The sequence below is a fragment of the Paraburkholderia jirisanensis genome (assembly GCF_054782355.1).
Genome location: NZ_BAAGSQ010000026.1, coordinates 452,147 through 463,961 on the forward strand (window position 1 = coordinate 452,147; position 11,815 = coordinate 463,961).

Here is an 11,815-nt window from a genome sequence, read left to right on the forward strand (position 1 = left end):
GAAAAGCAAATGGTTGTCACGGCGATAGCGTTTCGAGGCTGCGTCCGTTGGTCCGCGGACCGAACGCGCCGATGCCGACGATGATCGTGAGCATCGCCACGCCGATCATCGCGAACACGCCTGTCTGGCCATAACGGGCCATCAGATCGCCGACCCAATAACCGACGAACACCGAACTCACGCGGCTCCAGCAAAAAGTAAAGCCGATCGCGCGGGCGCGAATGCGGGTAGGAAATAGTTCGGCGGCGTACGGATGGAAAATCGCGATCATCCAGTTGTTGCCGAGTGCGATCAAGCCACCGGTGCAGACGATCAACGGCACGTTTCGTCCGGTTGCGAAGGCGGTACCCGCCAGGCCGATCAGGCACGCGCACAGCACCAGTTGCCATTTGCGCTCGATGCGTTCTGATAGCCACGCACCGATCGCGGCGCCGACTGGCGCCATCAACACGATGGCGAGCGAGTAGTTCAATGAATGCACGATAGAAAAGCCGTGATGCATCAGCAGCACCGGCACGAACGCAGTGAAGCCGAATACGGCGATGGTCTGCGAAAACTGGAACAGCGAAATAAGCAGCGTGCGCGGCAGATAGAAGCGGCTGAACATCTCGTGCCAGCGTCCTGTTTCAATCACCGGGTCCGGCACGGTGAGATCGGGTGGCGGCAGCGCGATACCCTTTTCGGCCTCGATCGCGGTCTCGATGTCCTTCACCACCCGGTCGGCTTCGGCTACGCGGCCATGAACTTCCAGCCAGCGCGGCGATTCCGGCAAGCCGCGTTGCAGCAAAAACACGATCAGGCCGCTAGCCGAACCCAGCGCGACGACGAAGCGCCAGCCGGCTATCCCGAATGGATCGAGCGGCACCAGCAGTGCGGCGAGGAAGGCGGACACCGGAATCGCAGACAGCACGAAGATGTACGAAGTGGTCATGTAGTGGCCACGGCGGTCGCGCGGTGTCAGTTCGGTCACGTAGCAGTCGTTGTTGATCAGTTGCATGCCCACCGCAAAGCCGGCGACAAAGCGCGCGATGTCGATCAATAGCGGGTCGCTGAGAATCGCGACAAGCAACTGGGCGGCCGAATAGATCAGCATCGAATAGATAAAGACCGAGCGCCTGCCGAAGCGGTCTGAAACAAAGCCGAATACTGCGGTGCTAAGAAACATGCCCACAAAAAACGCTGCAAGGAAGCTGGCAAAACTATGCGTGTCGAGCAGGCCTTTGTTTTCGATCGTATAGATGCCGGAGCGCACCAGACCGAGCGAAATAAAGCCGGGCATGAACAGTTCGAAAAACTCGAACCAGCCGCCTGCTGCAATACGTGCAACGACCTTAAGCAGGTGGCGGGAGCTCGGCAGGCGATCGATCCGGGCCATGATCGCGTAGTTGTTGCGGAGGGCGGACGGCAAGCTGGGTTCCATATTGTCTCCATCGTTATATGACGCGGCTATGCCGCGTTCTTAAGGCTGTTTTGTGTTCGCCCCGATGTTGTGCCGCGCTGCCGAAGAACCCCGGATGCGAAAGCCGTATTAGCCCCGCATTGTTGTGGGCTTATTGCAATCCAACAAGACGATAATGATTCAGTTCTTTCTTTACCCGGAGTTAGCAATGCTCGAGCGAGCGGACCTCGCGCTGGTGCTGGCAATACGAGAATGCGGCAGCCTGACGGGCGCCGGAGCACGCGTGGGCGTGAGCGGTGCGGCGGTCACCAAGCGGCTCGCGCAGATCGAAACGCGCCTGACGGTGCGGCTGTTTCGCAGGACCACGCGCAGCGTCGTGCCGACACCGGAAGGCGACCTGTATTGCGATCTCGCCGCGAAGGTCCTGTCGGGCTTCGCCGATCTCGAATCGCGCGTGGGCGATTTCAGCACGACGCCGGTCGGCCTCGTGAAGCTGGCCTGCAATATGGGCTTCGGCCGTCAATGGATGGCGCCTGCCATCGACGAATTCTCGCGGCGCTATCCGGAAGTGCGCATCGAGTTGCATCTGAAGAACCGGTTGCCCGATCTGCAAACGGAAGGATTCGATGCCGCGGTCTGGTTATGGCAACCAGCCACCACGCAGTGGATCATCCATACGCTTGCCAGAAACAATCGGGTGATGGTGGCTTCGCCGGCGTATCTGCGCGAACACGGTGTGCCTGACAGCCTCGATGCGTTGCGTCATCACGCGTGCCTGCTGATGCTGGAGCGGGATATGCCGGCCAATGTCTGGCGGTTGAGCCGCGTATCCGCGCAGCCTTACGACGAACCGGCTACCGAACTGCGCGTGTCCGGTGTGCTATCGAGCAACAACGGCGAGGTGTTGCGCGACTGGGCGCTGGGTGGCGCGGGCATTGCACTGCGGCCGTACTGGGACGTCCACGCTCAGATCCTCGCCGGGTCCCTGGTGCACGTGCTGCCCGATTACGCCAAAGTAGATTCGGACGTGCAATGGATCGCGCCTTATCGTCCACATTTGCCTGAGCGCGTGCGGCTTTTCAGGGACTTCGTCGAAACCCGCTTGCAGGACGCGACGTGGCTCTCGCGGTGACGGGCACAGCGCGCGCAGCGCACATCGACATGTGCGACTGGGCGGCGCAGGTGCGCCGCCAGGCGTCACGTGACGCCTGCGAATCAGGCGTCGATTACGGGACGATTCAGCGATCTGCTGAGGCCATCACAGGCTTTTAGGCCAACCCAGCACGCGCGCCAATCCGGCGCCCATCAACTCGGTCAGTTCGTCCTTCGTCACAAAGCTGCTTTGCTCGGTGAACATCGTCACGCTCTTGCGATATGACGAGCCCTCGGGCAAGCGCGTCATATCCGATCCCCAGAAGCAGCGCTCGACGCCAAACGCATCGATCACCCGGCGAATCGGCTCGCGCAGATTTTCATAAGGATAGGGCGCAGTCGAATACGCGGGCATCGTCGAGACCTTCACATGCACGTTCGGATGACGCGCGAGTTGAACCAGCCGCTCGACTGCGGGACCGGTCGCCGCATCGATCGTGGCGCGCGCGAAGCCCAGATGGTCGATGATCAAGGTCAGGCCCGGATAGCGCGCCGCGATCTGGCCGATCTCCGGCAAGCGCTCGGGTGCATGGACCATCGCGGGAATCTGGTGACGCTCGGCCTCGGGCCAGAACCAGTCCATCGAGCCGTCGGTCAGGTGCGGGCGATTGCCGTCGCGATGAAACGTCAGCCGCACGCCGAGCACGCCGGGCTCGGCTTTCCAGTTCGCGAGCAGCGGTTTGCCTTCGTGCTCGTTGAGCGGTACGCGTCCCATCACTGCAAAGCGATCGGGATGCGCGCGCAGCGCTTCCAGCACGTAGTCGTTGCGTGCGCCGTTGAACGAGCGCGGCACCAGAATTGCCTTGTCGACGCCTGCTTCATCCATCGCGGCGAGCAGGTTCTGATACGTGAAACTCGCCGGTTCTTCCGGGTTGGCTGCAGCGAAGGCCGCGGGCACCGCGTCCCAAATGTGTACCTGTGAATCGATAATGCGCATAGCCGGGTTCTCCTTGTTTTATTCCATGATCACTTTGTTGCGCAGCGCGCCAAGCCCCGAAATGGCGACCTCGATCTCGTCGCCTTCGCTAAGGTTTCGCGGCAGCTCATCGGTGCCCAGCCAGACCACGTCGCCCGGATGCAGCGTGTTGTAGCGCGAGATCGCGCTGATCACTTCCGCTGGGCTGAACAGCATGTTGCCGGTCGGGAATTCGTGAATCTTCGCGCCGTTCAGGTGCACCGTTGTCGTCATGTCGGCGAGACTGACACCGGTGGTGATCCACGGGCCCATCGGCTTGAAGGTGTCCGCGTTCTTACCGCGCAGATTGGTCGGGTCGTGCTTCTGCCACGTGCGCTCGGTCACGTCGTTGCCGATCGTCCAGCCGAAGATGCACTGCTCGGCCTCCGCCGGCGTCACGCGTTTCGCCCGCTTGCCGATCACGGCAACCAGTTCGCCTTCGTACTGGAAATCGAGCCCCGCATCGCGCGGCTTGACGATGTCGCAGCCGTTCGCCACCAGTGCACTGTTGGCGCGATAGCCGACGCGCGGTTCGTCGTAGAACTTCGGCGTGCCGCTTTTGAACTGCGCCCGTGCGAGCACGTGGTTGCGGTAGTTCGAACCGATCGCATAGAAATTGCCGGGCACGACCGGCACCAGAATCTGTACGTCCTGCAACGGTAGCTTGCGCGAGCCGAGCCGATAGTCGGCGAATGGCGAGCCTTCCACTTCGACGATGAAATCGCCTTCGCGCAGGCCGAAACTGTCTTTTTCTCCGTCGGAAAAACGGCACCAGATTTGCGTCAATTGAATCTCCTCAAGGTTCGAAACAGGGCTTGCACGCGGCGGCAGTAGCGGCGGCATTCACGCATTCATGCGCCGACGTCGTGCGAGACTGGCGGGCGCCACTTCAGCAGGCGCTTTTCGACGCCGGTCAACACTGCATCGGCGACCAGTGCGATCGCGGCGAGCACGATCATCGCGGCGAACACGCCGTCCGCATGAAACAGCCCTTGCTCGGTGACCACCAGCAAACCGAGTCCTTCGCGTGCGCCGAGAAATTCGCCAACTACCGCGCCGACCAGCGCGAAGCCGAAGCTCACGTGCAGGCTGGCGAGAATCCAGCTCATCGCGGACGGCACGATCACCGAGGTGGTGACCTGCCAGTTGCTGGCGCCGAGAATCTGGGTCTTTTCGATCAAGGCCTTGTCGGCTTCGCGGGTGCCCTGGAACGCATTGGCGAACACCACGAAGAACACCATCACCACCGCGAGCGCGACTTTCGAACCCATGCCGATGCCGAACGCGATCACGAAGATGCTGCCCAGCACGATGCGCGGTATCGAGTTCGCAACCTTGATATAGATGCTGAACACGTCGGCCAGAAAACGGTTGCGTCCGAGCACGATGCCGCACACGACGCCGAGTACCGAGCCGATCAGAAAGCCGAACACGGTTTCGCGCAGCGTTACCCACACCTGCAGCAGCAAAGTGCCTTGCGAGGTGCCGTTGGTGCACCAGTCGAACAGCTTGGCGACGATCGCCGACGGCATCGAAAAGAAGAACGGATCGATCAGGCCGGCGCGTGCAGCGGCTTCCCAGCCGCCGACGCATATCACCAGAATCGCGAGGCGTGCGAACAGGATCCGGTTGCTGCGCTGACGGCGCTTGCGGGCTGCGCGCCGGCGCGCGTCGTCGGCACGCCCGGCTGCGGGCGTAGCGGAGGCGGGAGGGGCGACGGAATGTGTCGCGGAATTGCCGGTAGCCATCGATTGAATCTCCATTACGGGTTGGCTGCGAGTTCGGTTTGCAGAACTTCGCTGACTGTCGAGCCGTCCATGCCGGCGCGCGCTTCGTCTTTCAGGTCGGCCCAGATCGTGCGGCACAGTTCCATGAAATGCGCGTCGTAGCGAATCTCACCCATCACGCGCGGTCGCGGCAGATCGATGCGATACGACGATTTCACGGTAGCCGGGCGCGCGGTCAGTACGATCACGCGATCGGCCAGCGCCACCGCTTCTTCGAGGTCGTGCGTGACGAACAACACCGATGCGCCAAGGCTCGACCACAGGTTCAGCAGTTCGTCCTGCATGAAGGTGCGGGTCTGCACGTCGAGCGAACTGAACGGCTCGTCCATCAGCAGGATCTTCGGATTCGAGATGAAGGTCTGCGCGAGCGCGACGCGCTTGCGCATGCCGCCAGACAGTTGGTGCGGATAGTGATTCGCGAAGCGTCTGAGGCCGACTTTCGCGATCCACTCGAGCGCGGCTTCGTTCGCCTCCCTTTTGTTCACGCCGCGATAACGCAGCCCGGCGCTGACGTTGCCGAGCACACTGCGCCACGGGAATAGCGCGTCGACCTGGAACACGAAGCCGACTTGCGGATCGATGCCGTCGACCGGCCGTCCGAAGATCTTCACATCGCCCGCGTCCGGACGTGCGAGCCCAGTGATCAGGTTCAGCGTGGTGGACTTGCCGCAGCCGGTCGGTCCGACGACCGCGACGAATTCACCGGGCGCGACGTCGAGATTGAAGTTGCTGAGCGTCTGAACCAGCGTGCCGTCCGGCGTCTGGAACGAGCGATCTACGCCGCGCATTTCGATCGCGGCCGGTTGCTGGGCGGCCCGCGACGCACCGTAATCTAGCTGAAGCGACATGGCGACGTTCCTCATTTGGTGGCCTGGGCGGTACTGGCGACTTTGGGTGCAGCGGCGACCACCAGGTCGTTGCTATAGGTCTTGCTCAAATCGATCTTGCTGGCCGTGACGCCGGCGCCGAAGCGGCTGAGTACGTCGAGCACCGTTTTCGGGCCGTCTGCGGGCATCTTTCCATCGGCGGTGAACGAGTCCTTGCTGCGCGCAAGCGCTTCGACATACAGCGCCTTGTCGCCGTTGTAGTAGCTCGGCGGCATCTTGTCGGCGATCTGCTGCGCAGTGTGCGTGGCAATGAAGTGCAGCGTGCGCGTGAACGCGTTGGCCAGTTTCTGCGCGGCGTCCTTGTGCTGTTGCAGCCAGTCGGAACGAACGTAGATGCACGAGCCCGGATAGTCGCCTCCGAGCGCCGCGCGCGCCGCCTGGGGCGTGCGCAGATCGACCAGCACCTGGGCATCCTTGTGATCGAGCAGGATCGATACGGTCGGTTCCTGGGTCATGCCGGCGTCGATCCGGCCGTGCCGCATCGAATCGATAAAGGTGTTGCCGGCGCCGACTGCCAGGTAGTGCACGTCGCTCGGCTTGAGCCCCGCGTGCGCAACCAGGTCCTGACTCAGAAAATGAGTGAGCGTGCCGAAGCCGGTGACGCCGATCAGCTTGTCTTTCAAACTGGCGACGGTCTTGATGTTGGCCGCCTGCGCAGTGGACACCAGCAGCACTTCCTGCGGGCTGGCGGAGAGCTGGACGATCGACGTGACGTACCTGCCCTGCGCCTGCATGTGGATCGATTGCTCGTAGGCGCCGACCGCGGCCTGTGCGGAGTTGGACAGCAAGCCGGTATCGGTGACCGAGCCCGATGCGACCGAGACCAGATCGACGTCGATGCCTTCGTCCTTGAAGTAGCCGAGTTGCTGGGTGAGCGCGGCGGGCAAATACAGGATTTTCTCGACACCGCCGACCAGAATCGTGAGCTTTTCCGCGGCCTCTGCGTTCGCGCCCGAATAAAGCGCTGCGCCGAGCGCTATGCCTCCCAGCATGCTGGCCACGCGTTGCGGCCAGGGACGTGTGCTTCTCATGCAAGCCTCCTATGTGGCGAACCTGTTGCACGCGCGCGCTGCGCGATGTGCTGGGGCAGCCTGTCAGTTTCGAATGTGTTTGCCGATCGGGATGTCTGGCTCGCGAGTATCGCCCCGAGCCTGCGCGCGCGACCAATACGCTTTGGTGGTCTGCCGATGCTTTCTGCTGATACCCCTGCAAACTTCCGGCAAACTAGAAATTGTGGTTTATCCCTACCGACATGCCGAACTGGTTTGAGTGCAGCGAAGGGTTCAGCTTCGCGTTGGTCACATAGCCGCCGCTGAAATGCGTGTTGTCGAGGTCCGCGTAGAAGAAGGTCGATTTCGATACCAGGTACGTGATGCCGGCGATCGCCACGTCCTTCTTGCCGTCGACACCCGCGGTCGTGTCGCGCAGGTCGTAATAGGCCGCGATTACTTCGACGAACGGATTGATCTGGTAGCGCAGGCCGCCCCATGTATAGCGGTCTACCGTGTTGCCGCGCACGGATGCGGTGCCGGTGGAGTCGCGCGCATAGCCGGCCATCGCGGTAAGCGGGCCGAGCTTGTACGAAGCGCCGAACGTATAGTGGTTTTCGTTGAAGTACGGCGGCGTGCCCGCCACCGTGGACACCGATTTGTGCGTATACGCGCTGCCGAAGCTCAGACCGCCGATCGCATAGCTGAAACCCACCGCGTGGATCGCGCCATCCGCGACGCTGCCGGCCACGCCGCCCACGCCGTATGCGGCGCGCAGCTTCAGCTTGCTGAAGGTGCCGTTGTAGCGGATCACGCTGTCGTCGCGGCCGTTGCCGGCCACACCCGCGGCCGCTGCTGCCGCGAGCGTCAGACTCAGGTATTGCAGGCGAAACGGTTCATAGCCGGCGAGCGTGTCGTGCGCCACCGTGTACATGTGCCCGAAATCGATCGAACCGAACGGGCCGCCGATGCCGACCTTGTCGGTGCGATTGAAAATCTTGCTGACGGTGTTGTCGAGCGCGCCCGTGCCTACGTTGAAGCCGCCTTCGAGGTTGAAGTGCGCGTTGTAGCCGCCGCCCAGATCTTCGACGCCCTTGAAGCCGAAGCGATTCGACTGGTATGTGCCGGAGCCGAGCGAAATCTTTTGTCCACCCCCGGGTGTCGTGTTGCCGACATCGCGAATGCCCGAATCGATCGAGCCGTACAGCGTGACGATGCTTTGGGCGTAGCCGGCGCCCGATAAAGGTGCCAATGCAACGGCGGTCAGAATCAGCTTCTTCAAGGGTGTCTCCAGCTGGTTTTTGTACTTGGGCGAGCTTCGCCGGGTATCCGGCAAATGGCTCGCTGCGGGCTGTCGCGCCGTTTTCTCTAGCGTTCTCTGCTGCGTTGCCGCGCTTCGTTCGGAATGCGAGGCAACGGCACGAAGGTTCGCCGAAATTGATAGCCGTGACCAATACCGATGGCGGTAAGGCGATACGTTTTGCTGATAGAAGAGAGGGCGGGAGGCGGCTTGAGCGTTGTGCGCCCGGCCCTGGCAGGCGTCGCGGATTCAATCGCGTTGCGGGTCGAGCTTGGCGGAGCGCGTGGCCGGTGGGGCGTCGCGATGGCGCCGCGGTATAGGGATCGAGCCGATCAGGCGAGCCCGCTTAATCCGACGCGATCGCCCGCAATGCGTCGACCAGCGCGAGCATGCCCGGCGACGGTTCGCTGTTGCGTAGCCGCGAGATACCGATCTCGCGCCGCATCAGCTTCACGTCGACCGGCAGGATCGCCAGCAGCCCTTGTCGCAGTTCGTGCTGGATCTGCCGATGCGACACCAGTGCGAGGCGATCGCTCGACAGCAGCAGCGTACGCACCACCGAAGGGCTGTTCGCTTCGAGCTGCATGATCGGCGGTTCGCTGGATTCCGCGCGAAAGGCCCGCTCGAAGGTTTCGCGCAACGGCGTGCCGCCGAGCGGCACCACCCATTCGTGGTGGCGCAGGCTGGCGAGGCTGCCAATCGTTTGCTGCCGCAGCAACGGATGCTGCGCACGTACTACCACGCTCGGTACATCGTCGAATAGCGGCTCGTGGGTCGAGTACGGTTCGCGTTCTTCCGGGCGCAGCGCGCCGATGATCATGTTGATGTCGGCGCAACGCAGGCCGAGGCTCAAGGTTTCGTAGGTGCCGTCGACGATCCGGATGCGCAGCCCCGGATGCTTGCGCAAGGTCCGATCCGCGGCGAGCGGCACGATCAGCCCGCTTGAAGTGGCCGCGCCGACCACCACCAGGCCGCCCAGTTCGCCTTGCAGCGATTCGAGCTCTTCGTCCGCGATGCGGATTTCGCCCAGTGCAAGTTTGACGCGCATCAGCAGCAGGTCGCCGGGCTCGGTCAGCTGCGTGCCGCGCACGGAGCGGGTAAACAGCGGTACGCCGGCGAGATGTTCGAGCAGATGCAGGTTCCGGTTGAGTGCCGGCTGCGTGATGCCGACCATCGTGGCCGCCGCCTTTTCGCTGCCGCAACGCGCGACGGCGACCAGCGCCGCGAGCATCGCTTCGGTGATCGTCTGCGACAGGCGTTCGGCTGCTTGCGCGTGATGGCGGCGTTGTGCGGTGCGGGGCAGAATCTCGCCGCCGGCCGCGCGTAGCTCTTCGAGTGCGCGGCTGACGCGCCGGTAGGCGCAGTCGCCAGGCGTGGTAAGCCGCATGCCTTTGGTGGTGCGTTCGAACAGCGCGGTGCCGATCGATGCCTCGAGCTGCCGTACGGCGCGGGTAACGGCGGGTTGCGACAGATGCAGTGCTTCGCTCGCGCGATGCACGTTGCCGTAGCACGCCACGGCGGCGAAAGCCCGCAGCCTGTGCATCTGCGCAAGCCTGGGCAGGAGGTTCGAAAGCGCTGTCATGGTGTCCGGATCGGTTCAGTCCGGACGCGTGACGGCGCGCCTGCGAGGGGCTTCGTCGGGGCAGCTGACGAAGGACGCGTGCTGACCTGTCGGCCCGGCTGACGGAGTGAATGATGGAACTTACCACGCCGCATCAACGGTGCGTCTGCGTACCGGGTGAAACCCCTCAACGGTCGCTCCATGCAAGTGCGATTCGTCGAAGCAATCGGTGCCCTGCTGTATCGGGTTGGTGTTGATACTACGACACAGTGAATCGTAGTATTCGTATATACTCGCTTCGCCCGTCGAGCATCGTCGCATCGGGCGATGGTGCTTTGCGAAGCATGTTGAGATTCCCGGGTGATTCAGGGCGGGATACGCACGCCCTGTCGAATCGTACTTTGGTCCATACGGGCAGCACAAAGTTGGCTCTTTCTGCCTTTCGCCCAAGGTTGCATCATGGTTCCCCCAGGACCTTTTAACGATCCGTGTGGGATGGCATGACGAATCGGTTCAAGAGCGCTCGTCGTGCGGTACGTTGTGGAGATATCAGCTATGAAGATGCAGACCAGAACTCGTGCGCGAGCGGTCATACCGAGTCGAGCCTTTGCGATGCTGCTTCGAGCCGTCGCTATGGGTGTATTGGGCGTTGCCTGCGCTGCATGTAGAAATTCGGAAGGTGCCGCTGCCGCGCCGCCGCCTCCAACGGTAGGCGTCGCGCCTGTCGTATCGAAGACGGTACAGGAATGGGATCAATTCAACGGCAGGATCAGTGCGATCGATACCGTCGAATTGCGGGCGCGAGTCAGCGGCTATGTCGAACGCCTGCTGTACACCGAAGGGCAGGACGTCAGGAAAGGAGACGTGCTGTTCGTGATCGACCAGCGGCCCTATCGCGATGCGCTGGCAAGTGCGCAGGCGCAACTCGAACGTGCGCGGGCGACGGCGACGCTCGCACTGGCGCAGGACCGGCGCGCCCAGGCGCTGATCGACAGCAAGGCGATCTCCATGGAGGAACTGGAAACACGCCATTCCACGTATCAGCAGTCGAACGCTGAGGTTCGCGCTGCAGAGGCAGCGCTCGCGACAGCCCGCCTGAATCTGGACTTTACCGAAGTACGTTCGCCGATCAACGGGCGAGCTGGCCGTGCGATGCTCACGGTAGGCAACCTGGCCCAGGCGGATCAGACACTGCTGACTACGGTCGTGTCGCAAGACCCGGTGTATGTGTATTTCGATGCGGACGAGCACAGCTATCTGCGCTATCTCGAACGCGCCAGCAAAGCGGTCGGCAGCGCTCCGGCGCAACGGGTGCAAATCGGCCTCGCCAACGATACCGGTTTTCCGCGCTCAGGCACCGTCAACTTCCTCGACAATCAGCTGGATCCGGCCACCGGCACGATCCGGGCGCGCGCCGTGGTGCCGAATCCAAATCATCTGCTTACGCCGGGCTTGTATGCACACGTTCAGTTCCCCGGCAGCGACCGGTTCGCCGCACTGCTGATCGACGACAAAGCGGTTCTCACCGATCAGGATCGCAAGTACGTCTATGTCGTTGGGCCCGGCGACAAGGCACTGCGCAAGGACGTCACGCTGGGCCGGACGATTGACGGCCTGCGCGTGGTCGAGTCCGGGCTTGCCGCGACAGACAGGGTGATCGTCAGTGGGCTGCAGCGGGTCTATTTCTCCGGTGCAGCCGTGAAGCCGACGCCCGCTTCGATGGGTAAGACCGATGCGCGAGCAGGCCTTGCCGGCAACAACGCGACGGTTGATTGAGAGGCTAGC

General features: G+C 62.6%; 10 protein-coding genes. 2 read left to right on the forward strand and 8 right to left on the reverse strand.

All coding sequences use genetic code 11. From position 1 onward, the window contains the following. Positions 1–16 precede the first annotated feature (16 nt). Entirely contained in the window at positions 17–1,420 is a 1,404-nt protein-coding gene (locus tag ACYVNQ_RS18360) for an MFS transporter (RefSeq protein ID WP_460903984.1), read from the reverse strand. A 187-nt stretch (positions 1,421–1,607) separates the two neighbouring features. Between ACYVNQ_RS18360 and ACYVNQ_RS18365 the strand changes: the two genes are divergently transcribed. Continuing rightward, on the forward strand, positions 1,608–2,531 hold the full coding sequence (locus ACYVNQ_RS18365; RefSeq protein ID WP_460903985.1) for a LysR family transcriptional regulator: 924 nt from the start codon (positions 1,608–1,610) through the stop codon (positions 2,529–2,531). Between the two features lie 126 nt (positions 2,532–2,657). Here ACYVNQ_RS18365 and ACYVNQ_RS18370 read toward each other — a convergent pair whose 3' ends face one another. The 7 genes from ACYVNQ_RS18370 to ACYVNQ_RS18400 form a co-directional block, all read right to left on the reverse strand. Then, positions 2,658–3,488 (reverse strand): amidohydrolase family protein, encoded by an 831-nt coding sequence (locus ACYVNQ_RS18370; protein ID WP_460903986.1) that lies wholly within the window; start codon positions 3,486–3,488, stop codon positions 2,658–2,660. An 18-nt stretch (positions 3,489–3,506) separates the two neighbouring features. Then, positions 3,507–4,292 carry a fumarylacetoacetate hydrolase family protein gene (locus ACYVNQ_RS18375; protein WP_460903987.1) on the reverse strand — a complete coding sequence of 262 codons (786 nt, stop codon included), beginning with the start codon at positions 4,290–4,292 and terminating at the stop codon, positions 3,507–3,509. A 65-nt stretch (positions 4,293–4,357) separates the two neighbouring features. Further along, positions 4,358–5,254 carry an ABC transporter permease gene (locus ACYVNQ_RS18380; RefSeq protein ID WP_460903988.1) on the reverse strand — a complete coding sequence of 299 codons (897 nt, stop codon included), beginning with the start codon at positions 5,252–5,254 and terminating at the stop codon, positions 4,358–4,360. A gap of 14 nt (positions 5,255–5,268) precedes the next feature. Further along, positions 5,269–6,141 carry an ABC transporter ATP-binding protein gene (locus ACYVNQ_RS18385; RefSeq protein WP_460903989.1) on the reverse strand — a complete coding sequence of 291 codons (873 nt, stop codon included), beginning with the start codon at positions 6,139–6,141 and terminating at the stop codon, positions 5,269–5,271. Between the two features lie 11 nt (positions 6,142–6,152). Beyond that, on the reverse strand, positions 6,153–7,211 hold the full coding sequence (locus ACYVNQ_RS18390; RefSeq protein WP_460903990.1) for an ABC transporter substrate-binding protein: 1,059 nt from the start codon (positions 7,209–7,211) through the stop codon (positions 6,153–6,155). Positions 7,212–7,404: 193 nt separating this feature from the next. Continuing rightward, a complete protein-coding gene (locus ACYVNQ_RS18395) occupies positions 7,405–8,451 on the reverse strand; it encodes a porin (RefSeq protein WP_460903991.1) in 1,047 nt (348 codons plus the stop codon). A gap of 364 nt (positions 8,452–8,815) precedes the next feature. Beyond that, complete coding sequence (locus tag ACYVNQ_RS18400) at positions 8,816–10,051, reverse strand: LysR family transcriptional regulator (RefSeq protein ID WP_460903992.1); 1,236 nt, start codon at positions 10,049–10,051, stop codon at positions 8,816–8,818. 591 nt (positions 10,052–10,642) lie between these two features. On the opposite strand from ACYVNQ_RS18400, the gene ACYVNQ_RS18405 reads away from it, so the two are divergent. Then, positions 10,643–11,806 (forward strand): efflux RND transporter periplasmic adaptor subunit, encoded by a 1,164-nt coding sequence (locus ACYVNQ_RS18405; RefSeq protein ID WP_460903993.1) that lies wholly within the window; start codon positions 10,643–10,645, stop codon positions 11,804–11,806. The last annotated feature ends 9 nt before the right edge of the window (positions 11,807–11,815 follow it).